At 45.4% G+C, this 16,309-nt stretch carries 12 protein-coding genes and 1 tRNA gene; 3 read left to right on the top strand and 10 right to left on the bottom strand.

What is annotated here, in order from left to right:
* Window positions 1–268: 268 nt before the first annotated feature.
* A complete protein-coding gene (locus AC0J2X_RS16205) occupies window positions 269–2,377 on the top strand; it encodes a S9 family peptidase (protein ID WP_472996202.1) in 2,109 nt (702 codons plus the stop codon).
* Between the two features lie 349 nt (window positions 2,378–2,726).
* Here AC0J2X_RS16205 and AC0J2X_RS16200 read toward each other — a convergent pair whose 3' ends face one another.
* From AC0J2X_RS16200 to purE, 6 genes are all read right to left on the bottom strand, one after another.
* Complete coding sequence (locus AC0J2X_RS16200; protein ID WP_472996201.1) at window positions 2,727–3,908, bottom strand: PQQ-dependent sugar dehydrogenase; 1,182 nt, start codon at window positions 3,906–3,908, stop codon at window positions 2,727–2,729.
* A 194-nt stretch (window positions 3,909–4,102) separates the two neighbouring features.
* Window positions 4,103–4,576 (bottom strand): Dps family protein, encoded by a 474-nt coding sequence (locus AC0J2X_RS16195; protein WP_334036855.1) that lies wholly within the window; start codon window positions 4,574–4,576, stop codon window positions 4,103–4,105.
* 186 nt (window positions 4,577–4,762) lie between these two features.
* A complete protein-coding gene (locus AC0J2X_RS16190; protein ID WP_472996200.1) occupies window positions 4,763–5,308 on the bottom strand; it encodes a copper chaperone PCu(A)C in 546 nt (181 codons plus the stop codon).
* 66 nt (window positions 5,309–5,374) lie between these two features.
* A tRNA-Thr gene (locus tag AC0J2X_RS16185) sits at window positions 5,375–5,450 on the bottom strand.
* A 60-nt stretch (window positions 5,451–5,510) separates the two neighbouring features.
* A complete protein-coding gene (locus AC0J2X_RS16180) occupies window positions 5,511–6,647 on the bottom strand; it encodes a 5-(carboxyamino)imidazole ribonucleotide synthase (RefSeq protein ID WP_334036858.1) in 1,137 nt (378 codons plus the stop codon).
* On the bottom strand, window positions 6,644–7,138 hold the full coding sequence (purE, locus tag AC0J2X_RS16175; RefSeq protein WP_014948098.1) for a 5-(carboxyamino)imidazole ribonucleotide mutase: 495 nt from the start codon (window positions 7,136–7,138) through the stop codon (window positions 6,644–6,646). The genes AC0J2X_RS16180 and purE overlap by 4 nt, the downstream gene beginning before the upstream one ends.
* A gap of 278 nt (window positions 7,139–7,416) precedes the next feature.
* Here purE and nhaA point away from each other — a divergent pair, with 278 nt between their 5' ends.
* Window positions 7,417–8,691 carry a Na+/H+ antiporter NhaA gene (gene nhaA, locus AC0J2X_RS16170; RefSeq protein WP_014948097.1) on the top strand — a complete coding sequence of 425 codons (1,275 nt, stop codon included), beginning with the start codon at window positions 7,417–7,419 and terminating at the stop codon, window positions 8,689–8,691.
* Here nhaA and AC0J2X_RS16165 read toward each other — a convergent pair.
* From AC0J2X_RS16165 to trxA, 4 genes are all read right to left on the bottom strand, one after another.
* On the bottom strand, window positions 8,653–11,469 hold the full coding sequence (locus tag AC0J2X_RS16165; protein ID WP_472996199.1) for an ATP-binding protein: 2,817 nt from the start codon (window positions 11,467–11,469) through the stop codon (window positions 8,653–8,655). The genes nhaA and AC0J2X_RS16165 overlap by 39 nt on opposite strands.
* A gap of 22 nt (window positions 11,470–11,491) precedes the next feature.
* Entirely contained in the window at window positions 11,492–12,790 is a 1,299-nt protein-coding gene (locus tag AC0J2X_RS16160; protein WP_472996198.1) for an amidohydrolase, read from the bottom strand.
* A gap of 229 nt (window positions 12,791–13,019) precedes the next feature.
* A complete protein-coding gene (gene rho, locus AC0J2X_RS16155; protein ID WP_014948094.1) occupies window positions 13,020–14,285 on the bottom strand; it encodes a transcription termination factor Rho in 1,266 nt (421 codons plus the stop codon).
* A 271-nt stretch (window positions 14,286–14,556) separates the two neighbouring features.
* The gene (trxA, locus tag AC0J2X_RS16150; RefSeq protein WP_012517074.1) at window positions 14,557–14,883 is read right to left on the bottom strand and encodes a thioredoxin TrxA; all 327 of its coding nucleotides are present in this window, start codon (window positions 14,881–14,883) and stop codon (window positions 14,557–14,559) included.
* A gap of 100 nt (window positions 14,884–14,983) precedes the next feature.
* On the opposite strand from trxA, the gene rhlB reads away from it, so the two are divergent.
* Window positions 14,984–16,276 carry an ATP-dependent RNA helicase RhlB gene (gene rhlB, locus AC0J2X_RS16145; RefSeq protein WP_334036863.1) on the top strand — a complete coding sequence of 431 codons (1,293 nt, stop codon included), beginning with the start codon at window positions 14,984–14,986 and terminating at the stop codon, window positions 16,274–16,276.
* The last annotated feature ends 33 nt before the right edge of the window (window positions 16,277–16,309 follow it).

Below are 16,309 nucleotides of genomic sequence, written 5' to 3'. Positions count from 1 at the left end.
AAGGACGGCCAGCCCTCTATTAATAATGACAACCACCATTGCTAGCGCCCTGCGTTGTTAAACGTTCCGCTTAATGTTGGATATGTACTTTTAACGGACAATCCAGCCTCTTCACCGCACACGCTTTACATAAAAGAAACGAAAGCGATATGGTTAGAGACAACGTTCGCAGGTTGCTACATTTGCGTTAGGATTTACGCTAAGCACACGACAGCGAACAATCTACCTATCGCGCTCAGCGCAAAAAACAATAACAAAAGGAACAACTATGTTTGCGTCTCGTTTCGCCTTTCGACCAGTACGAAAAGGCTTATGTGTTACCTCGACTGCATTATCGCTATTGGTTTTAGGTATAAGTCAGGCCAATGCATTGCAGGAATCTGCCTCTGATTCGACTAGCTTAAATGCGCTGACATACGATGACACCTTTAACTTAGAATTTGTGGCCAGCCCACAGTTTCTTAATAAGGATACGGTAATTTATTCTCGTCAGAGCATGGATGTCATGACTGACGGAAGACAAAGCCGACTTTGGCAAGTAAATATTAAATCCGGTGAGCATCGCCCGTTTATTGGTGTAGATGAAAACTTGTCACAGGCTACCTTATCTCCCAACGGTAAAATGGTGGCATATACAAAATCGGTCAACGGCCGTGCACAAATCCATCTCTATTACTTAGATACCATGCAGTCTGTGCGCTTGACCAACACCAGCGAAGCACCTCGTCAGTTAACCTGGTCTCATGACAGCAAAACCTTAGCCTTCACCCAGTTTACCGAAGAAAAGCAAAAGCCATTGTTTACCGGCATGCCGAGCAAGCCTAAAGGAGCAAAGTGGGCTGACCAAGGCACCTATATTGATGCGGTGCAGTATAGAGGTGACGGAAGAGGCTACTTGCGTGAAGGCTTTGACCAGATATTTGTTCTGCCTGTTGAAGGCGGTACGCCGCGTCAATTAACAACTGGAAAATTCCCTAGCGGCGGCACCCTTTCTTTCTCTAAAGAGAATGACTGGATTTATTTCGCCACACCACAACGAGAAGACTACGCGCTGCACCCTTTGTTTAGCGACATCTATAAAGTGAATGTGAACACAGCGGCAGTTGAACAAGTTACCGATATCGAAGGGCCTGAAGGTAGACCAACCTTGAGTCCCGACGGAAAATACCTTGCATTTACTCAGCTCAACGACAGAAAGCTTTCTTATCAGAATGGCGACCTTGTGGTACTTGAGCTTGAAAGTGGTGACATCACCCGTTTAACTACGTCACTAGATAGAAGCTTAGGCAAATTTGAGTGGCGCAAAGACAGCCGAGGATTAATCTTTTCTTACCTTGATCACGGCGAAACTAAACTTGCTACAGTGAACCTGAAAGGCGATGTGAAACCTATCGACGTTAGCATAGGTGGACAAGCTTTTGGACGCCCTTACACGTCGGGCGACTTCGCAGTTAGCGATAAAGGCGACATTGTTTACACCATGGCAAGCCGCACTGTACCTGGCGACCTGGCGCTTTATAGAAAAGGCAAAGACGATACGCAACTCACCGATTTAAACAGCGACGCACTTGGTCATAAAACGCTGGCAGAAGTACAGGATCTTTCAGTCGTATCGAGTGTTGACGAGCTATCTATCGACGCATGGATTGCATTGCCCCCTGGATTTGATAGCAGCAAAAAATACCCGCTTATATTAGAAATACACGGCGGCCCACATGCGGCTTACGGCCCTCACTTTGCCATGGAAATTCAGCTGATGGCGGCGCAAGGTTATGTGGTTGTATGGTCCAACCCAAGGGGCAGTAGCTCTTACGGTGAAGACTTTGGTAACTTGATCCATCATAACTACCCGTCAGAAGATTATAACGACCTAATGGATGTGGTAGACGCTGTCGTTAAGCAAGGCTATGTAGATTCAGAGAATCTGTTTATTACTGGCGGCTCAGGCGGCGGAACCCTTACCGCATGGTCCATTGGTAAAACTGACCGTTTTAGTGCAGCCGTCGTAGCGAAGCCGGTTATTAACTGGATGAGCTTTTCATTGACTGCCGACGCATACCCGTACTTTAGCAACTACTGGATGGCAGATATGCCGTGGACTATTGCGGATAAACTCTGGCAGCGTAGCCCTTTGAGCTTAGTGGGCAACGTAGTAACACCCACTATGCTGCTAACCGGTGAAGCCGATCACCGTACGCCAATTAGCGAGACAGAGCAGTATTATCAAGCGCTGAAGTTACAAGGTGTAGATGCTGCAATGGTGCGAATTCCAGGGGCTTCACACGGCATTGCAAGCCGCCCTTCTCGCTTAATACAGAAAGTAGGAAATATTGTGGCGTGGTTTGAACGCTATAAGAAAGATAACGACAGCGAATAAGTCAATACGAGACCCGATGTCCTTATAAATAAAAAAGGCGCTTACTTCATTTTACAATAACAATGAAGTGGCGCCTTTTTATACCAATCCGCATAGATAATTACCCACTCAGCGAGAGTTAAAATGTGCGTAATCGCGGCGTGTTACCGCAGGTATAGTGGTTCTACATCAAGGTGACACAACAAAGAGTACGGACATTTTAAACTCGCCCTTCGGGAAGGTCTGGCAAGCTTCCTAGCTTCATTCTGGAAATTTGAAAGGGAACAGCCATTCCTGCATTCCTACGCTTCGCTATGAAGCTTGCCAGCGCCTTCTGAGTGAGTACTTATCTATGCGGACTGGTATTATGCTATTTGGTTAGCTTTAATACTTTGCCGTTCGGTGCATCTGTCAGTAAGTAAATGGCACCTTCTGGGCCAACTTCAACGTCGCGAATACGGGCGTGATTGTCTCGAACATATTCAAACTGCTCTCCGGGCTTTCCATCTTCTACTTTTATGCGACGAAGGTGAGTAAACTTCAACGACCCCACCAGTATATCTCCGTTCCATTCTTTGAACATTTCACCTTGGTAGAAAGTTAGGCCGCTTGGCGCAATTGATGGGTCCCAATACACCCAAGGCTGCTTCATGCCATCCATATGGGTTTTATCGCTGATAATGTCGCCACTATAGTCAACACCATAGGTAATCACAGGCCAACCGTAGTTTGCACCGCGTTCAAGGATATTGATTTCATCACCACCTTTCGGGCCATGCTCCATCGCCCATACCGCACCAGTTTCAGGATGAATAGTAACGCCTTGCACGTTGCGGTGACCATAGCTGAATATTTCAGGGGCTTTGCCGTCTGTAAATGGGTTATCTTCTACTGCGCTGCCGTCACGGTTTATGCGTACAATTTTACCGAAGTGGTTATCGGTGTTCTGCGCTTCTTTCATATACTTATAACGGTCGCCCATTGTGACGTACAAATGCTTTTTAGCATCGAACGCTAAACGACAGCCAAAGTGAAAGCCGTTATCGACAATTGAGTCGGCACTAAAGATAACGTCAACATTTTCAAGGCCTGAGTCGGTAAGCTTAGCCTTTGCAACACTGCTACTACTGCCCGGCTTACTCTCAACCTCACTCGCTTTGCTGTAACAGAAGTAGATAGTGTTATTGCTGGCAAAATCCGGGTCGATAGCGATGTCCAACATACCACCTTGGTTTTGCGCAACCACCTTAGGCACGTTACCTAGACGTCCCGATAACTTACCGTCTTTGGATAAACGCTGAATGCCACCTTCACGTTCCGTAACTAGCAGATCGCCATTTGGCAAAAATGCCATTCCCCAAGGATGAACAAGCCCTTCAGCGAGCGTGGTTACGGTAATATCGCTGTCGGTGATTTCATGCGCTTCGCCATGTTTATGATCTCCGTGAGCTAAAGCGGATTGGCTGATCGTAAGCGCCAATACACAAGTAAGTGACTGCGCTAGCGCGCTCACAGATTTGAATGGTACAGCTAAAATAGTTGATGGTTTCATCGCTAGGAGCCTCATTTTAAAAAGCCGTGCACGCGTTTACACAGGCTTCTTCTATTATTCTTAGTGAAAGGCAGTATACAAAAAAGGGCACAGCGCTGCTGTACCCTTTGTGATAATTTTACTTGCTTATGCGATAAAGGTGACTGGCCGATTAAGCCTATGTTAAATCACTGTCACCGCACATATATAGCGATTTACTTCGGTAATGTTGCGCGAAGCATCCACGCAGTTTTTTCGTGAACGCGCATACGATCGCCAATTAACGCTGCAGATGACTCATCGTCTGCGTCTTGCGCTAGCTTTAACGATTCACGGCAGGTTTTCACAACTTGCTCATGACCGTGGGTTAACAATCTCACCATTTCCGTCGCTTCAGGTACACCTTCCACTTCTTCAATTGAACTAAGTTCAGCGAACGACTTATATGTGCCCGGTGCAGCAACACCTAGAGTACGAATACGCTCTGCAATTTCATCTACCGCTTCGGCAAGCTCTGTGTAATGCTCTTCAAACATTAGGTGCAATTCACGGAACTGCGGACCTTCTACGTTCCAATGAAAATTATGCGTTTGAAGGTACAAAGTGTAAGAGTCGGCCAATATCTTCTTAAGGCCTTCTGCTACTGCGTTACGATCGCTCTCAGAAATACCAATATCAATCTTGCTCATGTCACACTCCTTAACGTTAAAACCCTTTTTAGATTTACCTTCAGTCCATTCATCGGCGCTGAAAAATCTTGGTTTAAATAATATAAGTTAATAGTACTACAGAAATTTTGATTTAGATTAACGGTTTAGTTGATTGCATTCATCGCATTAATCGATGACTTTATACATTCTGCCTCGGCCACTCTATTAATGGTGGTGATGGTGGCTTTCGCCCGCTTCTTTTTTAACAGGTAGCAAAACCGGTAGTTCGCTACCATCGCTAAATGTGAGTGTTAGTGCTACTTCGCTGCCCTCTTCTAATCCTTTGGTTAGCCCCATCAACATGATATGACGGCCGCCTGATTCAAAAGAGACCATTTCGCCTGCTTTTATTTTAACGCCGTCAGTTAGCTCACGCATTTTCATCACGTCTTTCTCCATCACCGTTGTGTGGATTTGCGCTTCACTTGCTACATCGCTTGATACTGAAACAGACGTCAGTGTTTTATCGCTGTCACTATGGTTATGCAAAGTAAAGTACACTGCGCCGGTTTTTGCCAAAGCAAAGGTCGCTCTGGCATAACCATTCATTACCATTACATCTGATTGCTTACTGGCGTGCTTGTGCTGCTCTTTTGGCATGTGATGGTTATCATGGTCATTGCCATGCGCGTAAATAGTCGCAGACAAGCTTAAAGAAAATAAGCCAGTTGCAATAACTAACGGTTTAAGTGATTTGGAAAAAAATGACATACAGTCTGCTCCGAATGAATACTCGTAAGCAAGTGTACGTAAGATTGGCATAGGAAAAAAGAAAAATGGTGCCGACTGCCGGAATCGAACTGGCGACCTACTGATTACAAGTCAGTTGCTCTACCAACTGAGCTAAGTCGGCACACTTTAAAAACCGCTGCCTAGACAGCGGAAGCGTATTCTAGCGATAAACGCGTGGGTGTCAACCTTTTAATCGCGTTGCTTCACCAACTAATTTTGGGAAGTACTCAAGTGGTAAATATTTGCTCAATGCCATGAGCTTTTCACCCAAGCTTTCATAACTATTCGTGGTGACATTGATGTGTCCCATCTTGCGCTTTTCACGAACAGATTTTCCGTACCAGTGAAGATGACTGCCATCGATGCTTAGCAAATCGCGCGAGAAGCTGCTACAACCAATAATGTTGACCATAGCGCTTGGGCCAATGGCTGACGTGTCACCAAGAGGCAATCCACAGACTGCACGTAAGTGATTTTCAAACTGGCTGGTTACAGCGCCCGACTGGCTCCAGTGCCCAGAGTTATGTACACGAGGAGCAAGTTCGTTGACAAGTAGCTTGTCGCCTACTTGGAATAATTCCACAGCCAGCACACCGACGTAGTTCATACCCTCAGCAAGTTTCACAAAAATATCGTGAGCCTGGGCCTGAAGTGCATCATCAACGTTAGTCGCTGGTGCAACCGACACATGAAGTTGACCTTGGTGATGCAAATTTTCAGCAAGTGGATAGGTGCGTACGTCGCCATTAGCATTGCGTACTCCGATTAATGACAACTCTCTGTCGAAAGCCACCATTTTTTCAACCACTAAAGGCACGGCCTGCAAATCTAATCCCTGAAGGGCATTTTTTAGTTCAGGTAAATCAGACTCATCACTTAGACGCCATTGACCATATCCGTCATAGCCATCGCGGCTAGCCTTAAGAATAAGTTTGCTACCCAACTGCTTTACGCAATCGTCTAACTGGGCAAGGTCGGTAACTATTTGGTGCTCACAATTTGCCACCTGCATGCTTTCAAGCAGCTTTTTCTCACGTACGCGATCGGCGCCAACAAGAATGCTGTCGATATTCGGCATCAACTTGTTTGTTTTCGCCGCGTCTTCAAGAAGCCTTTCAGGTACATGCTCAAATTCTACGGTAAGAGCATCTGCACCTTCTAATGCTTGAGCAAGTGAGATTTCAAGAGGGGTTTTGCTAACTGGATGTACAACGGTATCGTTGTTTACGTCCACAGCTTGAACGTCAATACCTAACGGGCTTCCCGCCAGGTACATCATTTGAGCAAGTTGGCCTGCGCCGTAAACGACTACTCTCATTCATCTAGCTCCAACGTATTGCTTGAAGCAAGAACTGTATCAGTTTGCGATTTTCTAAAAGCGATAACGGCATTGCGTACGCTTTCGTCTTGCAGCGCAACAACTTGTGCCGCAAGAAGACCCGCATTTGCTGCACCAGCCTCACCTATTGCCAGTGTACCTACCGCAACACCTTTCGGCATTTGAACGATAGAAAGCAGTGAGTCTAATCCGTTGAGCGCTTTTGATTTAACCGGGCAGCCAAACACAGGTAAATGCGTGTGTGCAGCAATCATACCCGGTAAGTGAGCTGCGCCGCCTGCGCCAGCAATGATTGCGCTAAAGCCTTCATCTGCAGCGCTTTCTGCAAACTCTACTAGCAAGTTGGGTGTACGGTGCGCGGACACCACCTTCGCTTCAAATTCAACACCAAACGACTTCAGCATTTTTGCGGCCTGCTGCATAGTAGGCCAGTCTGAAGTTGAACCCATTACAATCGCGACTTTTGCCATCTAGAGATCCTCGGGGTAGGTAAAGTGGACAACCTTGGAAAGGCCGCGATTGTAGCGTAAAACCGTTCAAAATCCCACCGTAAATGGCGTCAATTATAGCGCCACTCGCTTGAGGGTTTTTGAGGCTACTCTCTTACAAGGGTGATCTATCTCTTCGCTGTCAGTCGTATTAACTATAATTAATTTATGTAGAAAAGTTGCCTGACTACACGGATTAACGAACGCTTTTATTTCCACACTTTGCGACGTTGACCATGAACGGGCGTTAGAGGTTATTGATGACAGATAAGCACGAACCCGACGTACTTGATGAGGTGATAGAAGAAGTACAAGACGTGGTCTCTGACTTCTTAAATCGCGAAGCCGCTCCCGGCATATTGTTAATGGGTGCAACGATTCTTGCGCTCATTATTGCTAATTCTCCCCTAGATACGCTTTACGATCATTTAATCAGTATGCCGGTACAAATATCAGCCGGTACGTGGGCTATCGATAAGCCATTATTGCTGTGGATTAACGACGGGTTAATGGCGGTGTTCTTTTTTCACGTGGGTCTGGAACTGAAGCGGGAAATCTGCGAAGGTGAATTGGCCAATCCCAAAGATATTATTTTACCCGCAGCGGGTGCTGTAGGTGGTATGGCACTACCCGCCTTGATATATGTAGGCATCAACTGGGACAACCCCGTAGCCATTGCAGGGTGGGCAATTCCCGCCGCTACTGACATCGCGTTTGCGTTAGGTATTTTGGCGCTACTAGGTAGTCGAGTACCTACGAGCCTGAAAGTTTTCTTAGTCACCCTAGCTATTATTGACGATATCGGTGCTATCGTAATTATTGCCCTGTTTTACACCGAGCACATTACCGCGGGTGCGCTGTATATTGCTGCAGGTTGTTTACTGCTGTTGTGGCAAATGAATAAACGCAATGTGGTAGATATTCCGCCTTATGTTTTTGTGGGAATCATTCTGTGGGTAGCCATGTTGAAGTCAGGCGTTCACGCCACACTGGCAGGTGTCGTACTTGCTGGCTTTATTCCTATGCGGGATGAGAAAGACGAATCTTATTCTCCGGTAACGCGACTAGAGCACGGTTTGAATGGCTCGGTCAGTTTCGCGATCCTACCTTTATTCGCCTTCGCTAACGCCGGCATAAGTTTTGGTAACATCAGTCCGGAGGGTATTTTCCATCCTGTTACCTTTGGGATCTTTCTTGGCTTGGTTGTGGGTAAACAAATTGGCGTATTCGGTTTTTGCTACTTAATGGTGAAGTTAAAGCTGGCTAAATTACCAGAGGATCTTAACTTCAAGCATATCTATGGCTGTGCGCTACTTTGCGGCGTTGGCTTTACAATGAGCTTATTCATTGGGGGACTGGCCTTTGCACAGACAGGTATCAATCAAATTTTTGACGAGCGCGTGGGCATTTTAACCGGCTCTCTTGTCTCGGCGTGCTTAGGGTATATTGTACTGCGATTCGTTAGCGAAGCGCCGAGCGATAACACTGATGTAGCCTCAAACGCGAGCAAGTTCACGGGCAATACAGTCAAATAGAACCTGCTTGCGAATAGGCTTACTTATATGCGCATTCATGCCTGCTTCTAAGCAGGCATTTTTGTCTTCAATAAACGCATTGGCGGTTAAGGCGATGATCCTGACCGTGTCCTTATTCCTGCCTTCACTTCGAATAAGTTTCGATGCTGTATGACCATCCATGATCGGCATTTGGCAATCCATTAAAATTACGTCGAAATCGTGCCTCTTCTCGGCCTTAACAGCATCTTGCCCGTTTTTCGTTCTAATACATTTGATGTTGGACGATTTGAGCATGTCCATGACGATTTCAGCATTAATGTCGTTGTCTTCAGCCAATAAAACCCGTAGTCCATCAGGTAGTGACGGAATCACCTCATTTTCTGCATGCTCTTTTTCTTCACTTACTGTGGCAGGAATGTGGAAGGTAAAGCTTGTTCCTTTACCCAGTTCACTTTCAACATAAAGCTCACCACCAAGAAGCTCAACCAAACCTTTAGAAATGGCCAAACCTAATCCTGTGCCACCAAAATTTCGAGTAGTGGACGCATCGGCTTGCTCAAACTTATCAAAAATAAGGCGTAGTTTGTTGGGAGCAATACCTATTCCCGTATCGGTAACCGAAATTTTAAGTCCTTGGTGGGCATAGCTGACGTTAACCGTCACGACACCATCGCTGGTGAACTTAATCGCGTTACTAAGTAAGTTATTGATGATTTGGCTCACCTTCCCTGCATCAATATTCAGTGCGTTAGGTACGCCCTGATTAATATACAAAGCAATATCGTACCCTTTTACTTGCGCAGCGTGACGGTAGAGGTCACAAGAAGCTTCAAGTAACTCGCGAATGGCACAGCTTTGAATATCGGTAAGCATTTTACCCGATTCAATCTTCGACCAATCTAAGATACTGTCCAGGATGATAAGTAAATTACTAGCAGAGCGTGAAATTGTTCTAGCCCTAGCCGAAACATTTTCCGGCAACTCGTTCTCGAGCATCAATTCACATGAGCCAATAATGCCATTCATTGGCGTTCTGATCTCATGACTCATGTTGGCGAGAAACTGCGTTTTGGCCACATTAGCGGCTTCCGCTTCTTTAAGCGCTAACGCAAGGTGCTTAGTTTTCTCTTCTATGCGCTTTTCCAAAGACTGATTCAATTCTCCTAGCTCGACATTCAAGCTTTGCTCTACTTCTCTTGCTACCTTTAGCTCTTCAAATGCATCGAGCAATCGGGCTTCTAAACTCACGAACTCATCGCTTAGCGACGAGAGCTCTTGAATGTGCAGTGCCCCTTGTGGTGCTTTAACAACTTCTTTTTGTGTAGGGTCGAATTCGGCAATATAGCGAACAAGACGACGAATAGGCGCGCCGACCATTTTTGCAACTACGTATCCGGTGAATGTTCCAAATGCAGATAATGCCAATAGCAGCAGCAAGTCTTTTAGCAAATAATTACTCATTGATGCCATTAACAGTCGTTTGTCGAAGTAATAGCTGACTTTCCAGCTAGCAAAAGGCATATCTTTCGCTAACCTCAACCATGTTTTCCCCTGAGGCCCGTTCTCCACCTCAACAGCACAATCAGGTTCACAAATATAAAAAGGTGCTTTAGTGAGTGGCTTCATCTTCAGGCCTTTAGATGCATAGATAACTTCGCCTTTTTGATCCTCAATGAGCATCAAAAAACCACCTAAGCTTAAGTTATCAATAGCAGAAAAGCTCTTTAACGATAAAGAGCCCTCTACAATACCTTTTGGAGTGCCATCTGCATCTGTAATAGGAGCTGACAAGGCTACAATTGGATCGTTACCAAAACCTCGGCCTTGAAATACATTTGAAAGGAATGGTTTACCTGTCTGCATGACTTCAAAGAAATACGGCCTGTAAGCCACATTTGACAAGCCGCTTTGTCTTGCCTTATCCAACAGGCTAGGCGGGTAAGCGTGGGTAAGATCGCCTTTGTCATCTGCAATGAGGAAGGTCAAAAATTCTGGATTGTGCGATGCCAACACCCGCAAATTTGTCACCGCTGCATTATCGAAATCGCTGTTTGATACCTCGCTAGATAACACTTGCGCTGCACTAATAATGGCACTTTGGTGTTGCTGAATAAAATTCGAAAGTTGGAACTCCAGCACATTCACCCGCTGCGACATGTAACTGTGAATTTGTCTTTCTTGCTGTTGTTGAAACAGACTTACCGACAAATAAATTACTGCCATGGAAGCAACGAAGAAGCAACCGGAAAAGAAGTACCCAAAAAGAAAGTGCAGCGTAACCCGCTCTGACTTACTTGATGTTTGTCGCTTAAGCCCGTGGACTGCCAAATACGAAAAGTGTCCGGTTACAAGACCAAATACACCGCTTACCCAGGTGACCAGCACACCCGAAAACAGCATATTTGCGTTATCGCCATCATAAAGAGAATGCTCTAAAACGAGAATGGGCAGAAAGACAATAGACCAAAAGCCTGCGCCTACTTTTATCACCTGTTTAAGCGACTTGTTATAGCCAAAAAAGCTAAGCACGATAGGCAGTAGAGTAAGGCTTTCTTTTCCAACTATGCTCCCGTCGTTAAGCCATAAGGGAAGGCTGACAACAAGTGCAATAGGAATGGAAATAAAAGGAGAAAACCGAAGTGAGGCGTAGACTGCCGCACCTATACCAAATGTAGCAATCCCTGTGCTATCAAAGGGTGGGTTGAGAGCATTAAGACCCGCACCTAACACACATACAAGTAGTGCTTGAAGGGCCAGAGACCATGAAAAAGAAAATGAAATACTGCCAATTTTCAACGCATGTCTCCGGCGAATAGATTTAGTGTTGAGCCATGTAATCTAGGGTAAAGTTCGTTAGAAGCTTCACGCCTAATTTCATGCCTTCATCATCAACATAAAATTCCGGTGTGTGATGAGCAGGGCTATCTTCTTCAGAGACGTCTAATGGCTTACCGCCTACCCAAACATATAAACCTGGAATTTGTTCTTGGAAAAATGAAAAGTCTTCCGCACCCGTGACCGGTTTAGAAAGCAGTGTGTTTTCAACGCCTGCGGTACGCTGCATAGTAGGCAGCATGGCTTTTGTAAGCTCTGGGTCGTTGTACGTAATGGGGTAATAGTAATCTAGCGGTAGCGTAAGTTCCGCTTCTGCGCCCATACTTTCAGCAATAGCCTTTACTTTGCGCGGAAGCGACTCGTAAATGTGATCGCGAGCGGCTTCATTGAGTGTACGAATTGTGCCAACCATTTCTACTTCATTTGGAATGATGTTTGAACGATTACCGCCGTGAATAGAGCCAATAGACACCACCGCTGCATCGTCAATCAATTTCAACTCACGACTTACTATGGTCTGAATTGACATGATCATTTGCGCAGCGGTAACCACTGGATCAACACTCTTCCAAGGATAAGCGCCGTGGGCTTGCTTACCGTGAATAACAATTTCAAATGGGTCTACCGCGGCCATGGTGCCACCCGCGTTATAACGCACTTTACCCACATCGGTATTAGCATTAATATGCAGGCCAAAAATAGCGTCTACATCAGGGTTCTTAAGTACACCTTCAGCGACCATAACTTCCGCACCGCCTTTTTCTCCAGCGGGTGCGCCCTCTTCTGCAGGCTGAAAGATAAACTTCACTTTACCTTTCAGGTCGCCCTTAATTTCGGTAAGAATTTTTGCCGCGCCCATGAGCATTGCCATGTGAGTATCGTGACCACAGGCGTGCATAACCGGCACTTCTCTTCCGTTGTATTCGCCCATCTGCTTTGAGCGGTAGGACAAATCGTTTTGCTCTTTTACAGGAAGTCCGTCCATGTCTGCACGTAATGCAACCACAGGACCTGGCTTGCCCGAGTCTAAAATAGCTACCACACCCGTTTTTGCCACACCGGTCTGCACTTCTAAACCTAGGCTTTCAAGATAGTCAGCAACATATTCAGCGGTTTTAAACTCGCGATTCGATAATTCAGGAAATTCATGAAAGTGATGACGCCATTTAATTACATCAGGCTCGACTTTATTCGCTAATTCATCAACATTGATCTGAGCGGCATTAGCAGCTGACACAGAGGCCAATCCTGCAAATGCAAGTGACAGCAATTTCTGGTACATAACTATTATTTCCTTTGGTGTTTTTTAGACAGAGTAAATCATCTCAAGGGAGAACACACCACTGAACTAACGATTGCTGTTAAAAATCAATAAGCAGACGAAAATACCCCATTCACAAGACTGAGGGTATTAGACGGAAGTATAAGAAAAGTGCTTTATCGATGCAGGGAATAAAAAAGGCGCCGAGTGGCGCCTTTTCTTTAAATATCAACTTATTACTAAGTTCCTATTAACTCTTTTGTCTACGCATTGCGTCAAAGAACTCATCGTTTGTCTTGGTCATCGACAACTTGCTGATAAGGAAGTCCATTGCGTCAATTTCTGACATTTCGTGAACGATTTTGCGAAGGATCCACATTTTCTGTAGTTCATCTTGCGCTGTAAGCAGTTCTTCACGTCGGGTACCAGAGCGGTTGAAGTCGATAGCCGGGAATACACGTTTTTCCGCGATTTTGCGATTAAGGTGTAATTCCATGTTACCTGTACCTTTAAACTCTTCGTAGATAACTTCGTCCATTTTAGAGCCGGTATCGATAAGCGCTGTTGCGATAATCGTTAAGCTTCCGCCTTCTTCAACATTACGGGCAGCACCAAAGAAGCGCTTAGGCTTGTGAAGAGCATTCGCATCAACACCACCGGTAAGTACTTTACCTGATGATGGGATAACCGTGTTGTAAGCGCGAGCAAGACGAGTAATCGAGTCAAGCAGGATAACCACGTCTTTTTTGTGTTCAACAAGACGCTTGGCTTTCTCGATAACCATTTCAGCAACTTGTACGTGACGACTTGCTGGCTCATCGAAGGTTGAAGCAACGACTTCACCTTGAACAAGACGATGCATCTCGGTTACTTCTTCCGGACGCTCATCAATAAGTAATACCATTAACTCACAATCTGGGTGGTTAGCAGCAATTGACTGAGCAATATTCTGAAGAAGAAGCGTTTTACCGGCCTTAGGTGGCGCTACGATAAGACCACGCTGGCCTTTACCGATTGGCGACGCCAAATCTAGTACACGAGCCGTAATGTCTTCTGTTGAGCCATTACCACGTTCCATGCGCAAGCGATCTGCTGCGTGAAGTGGTGTAAGGTTTTCAAAAAGGATTTTATTACGTGAATTTTCAGGCTTGTCGAAGTTAACTTCGCGGATTTTTAGCAGGGCGAAGTATCGTTCACTGTCTTTCGGTGGACGAATTTTCCCGGCAATCGTATCACCGGTACGCAAGTTAAAGCGTCGAATTTGGCTTGGCGATACATAAATATCGTCTGGTCCTGCAAGATACGAAGAGTCAGCTGAGCGTAAGAAGCCGAAACCGTCCTGTAAAATTTCTAGTACCCCATCACCAAAGATGTCTTCACCGCTTTTTGCGTGTGTCTTTAGGATTGAGAAAATGATGTCTTGTTTTCTGGCGCGCGCCATGTTTTCCAGGCCCATCTCCTCGGCCAGGTTAACCAACTCGCTTATTGGTTTGTTCTTTAATTCAGTTAAATTCATACTGGTGGGTCTTTGTGCTTGAACTTCGCTTACAGGACTTAAAGTCACTCTGTTCTAGTTTAGATTTGATATCACCCTGATGTGGGCGTAAGCAGAACGCTGCTCGGATGAGCGCTGAAGAAAAGTTAGCACTATATTTAATCAACGTCCAGCGTTTTACCGCCGAAATGTTAAATAATTTGTGGCTTGCTCTTCTAGAATGAAACGTTAGTCCCTGTGGCGTAAATAAAAACCGGTGCTTCGTTAGCACCGGTTTTCAATTTGAAATCAATTAAAGGTTTTCGTTGAGAAACTCTGTTAATTGAGCTTTAGATAGCGCGCCTACTTTAGTTGCAGCAACGTTACCGTTTTTGAAAAGTAGCAATGTAGGAATACCACGAATACCATATTTAGGTGGAGTTTCGTTATTTTCATCGACATTCAACTTGCCAACTGTTAACTTGCCATCAAACTCGGTCGCAACTTCTTCCAAGATTGGTGCGATCATTTTACACGGGCCACACCATTCGGCCCAGAAGTCAACCAGTACAGGACCTTCAGCATTGATAACATCTGCTTCGAATTTATCGTCAGATAACTGGATAATTTTGTCGCTCATTCTTTTCTCCATTATTGGTCTGTCGCTGATTTGTCTCAGCCTGACCATAAGTGTTATATAGAAACTGTTTTTTAATGCAAGCACTGATAAGCTATAAGCTATGCCTACTCACTTAACTGATACTCACTTTTCTGACCTGCCGATTAACGGCAAGGTTGTTGACGCCTTGGCGGCAGCTAATTTTTCACATTGTACACCAATTCAAGCACTTGCACTGCCTCCTTTATTGGAAGGTCACGACATTGCAGGTCAGGCTCAAACCGGAACCGGTAAAACCATTGCCTTTTTGGTAGCTACATTTCACTATTTGCTAAGCAAAGCAGAAAATACAGATAACAGCAAATCAAATGGCCCTCGCGCAATTATTATGGCGCCGACCAGAGAGCTCGCCGTTCAAATTTATAACGACGCCAAACTGCTTAGTGAGCATACTGGATTGTCGCTTGGTTTGATTTATGGGGGCGAAGGTTACCAAAGTCAACGTGAAACTTTGGAAGAAGGGGTAGATATTATAATTGGTACGACAGGACGCATACTGGATTACTACAAACAGAATGTGTTCACACTGAAGAATATTCAGGTTGCCGTACTTGATGAAGCCGACCGCATGTTCGATTTAGGCTTTATAAAAGATATCCGCTTTTTATTCCGCCGCATGCCACCGGCAAGCGAACGTTTGAGCATGCTATTTTCAGCTACACTTAGCTACCGCGTGCAAGAGCTTGCATACGAGCACATGAACAACCCTACCCACGTGCAGGTAGCGCCAGAACAAACAACTGCAACTCGCGTTTCTCAAGAGCTATTTTATCCGTCTGATGACGACAAGATGCTGCTTCTTCTTACGCTGCTTGAAGAAGAATGGCCAGAAAAGGCAATTGTTTTTGCCAACACTAAAAATAGCTGTGAGAAAGTTACCGACTGGCTTACCGCAGATGGCCATCGCGTGGGCTTGCTTAGCGGCGATGTACCACAGAAAAAACGCCTTGGGATCTTAGAAGATTTCACCAAAGGCAATCTTGATATTTTAGTCGCAACCGACGTTGCAGCGCGCGGTCTTCACATTGACGCGGTAACGCACGTATTTAACTACGACTTACCTGACGACGCCGAAGACTATGTACACCGTATTGGTCGTACTGGCCGTGCAGGACAAAGTGGTGTTGCGATTAGTTTCGCGTGCGAAAAATACGCACTAAACTTACCTGCTATTGAGCAATACATTCAAAAGGCAATACCGGTTACCGATTACGACCGCAGCGCCCTACTTGATGATGTAACACCTCCAAAACCACGTAGAAGACGTACGCCTAACAACCGCAATTCTTCACGTCGTGGAAACGGAAGAGGCCGTGGAAAGCCTCAAAACCGAAACAACAGAGCGCAACAGTGAGGCGTAAAGGTATTCAATAAGAATCGAGGTTTT

Source organism: Alteromonas sp. R7 (genome assembly GCF_055755235.1).
This window is presented reverse-complemented; position numbering and strand designations above follow the sequence as displayed.

What these genes read in the sequence shown, in the direction of transcription:
- AC0J2X_RS16205 (WP_472996202.1), top strand. Translation starts at nt 269, where the DNA reads ATGTTTGCGTCTCGTTTCGCCTTTCGACCAGTACGAAAAGGCTTATGT.
- AC0J2X_RS16200 (WP_472996201.1), bottom strand. Translation starts at nt 3,908, where the DNA reads ATGAAACCATCAACTATTTTAGCTGTACCATTCAAATCTGTGAGCGCG.
- AC0J2X_RS16195 (WP_334036855.1), bottom strand. Translation starts at nt 4,576, where the DNA reads ATGAGCAAGATTGATATTGGTATTTCTGAGAGCGATCGTAACGCAGTA.
- AC0J2X_RS16190 (WP_472996200.1), bottom strand. Translation starts at nt 5,308, where the DNA reads ATGTCATTTTTTTCCAAATCACTTAAACCGTTAGTTATTGCAACTGGC.
- AC0J2X_RS16180 (WP_334036858.1), bottom strand. Translation starts at nt 6,647, where the DNA reads ATGAGAGTAGTCGTTTACGGCGCAGGCCAACTTGCTCAAATGATGTAC.
- purE (WP_014948098.1), bottom strand. Translation starts at nt 7,138, where the DNA reads ATGGCAAAAGTCGCGATTGTAATGGGTTCAACTTCAGACTGGCCTACT.
- nhaA (WP_014948097.1), top strand. Translation starts at nt 7,417, where the DNA reads ATGACAGATAAGCACGAACCCGACGTACTTGATGAGGTGATAGAAGAA.
- AC0J2X_RS16160 (WP_472996198.1), bottom strand. Translation starts at nt 12,790, where the DNA reads ATGTACCAGAAATTGCTGTCACTTGCATTTGCAGGATTGGCCTCTGTG.
- rho (WP_014948094.1), bottom strand. Translation starts at nt 14,285, where the DNA reads ATGAATTTAACTGAATTAAAGAACAAACCAATAAGCGAGTTGGTTAAC.
- trxA (WP_012517074.1), bottom strand. Translation starts at nt 14,883, where the DNA reads ATGAGCGACAAAATTATCCAGTTATCTGACGATAAATTCGAAGCAGAT.
- rhlB (WP_334036863.1), top strand. Translation starts at nt 14,984, where the DNA reads ATGCCTACTCACTTAACTGATACTCACTTTTCTGACCTGCCGATTAAC.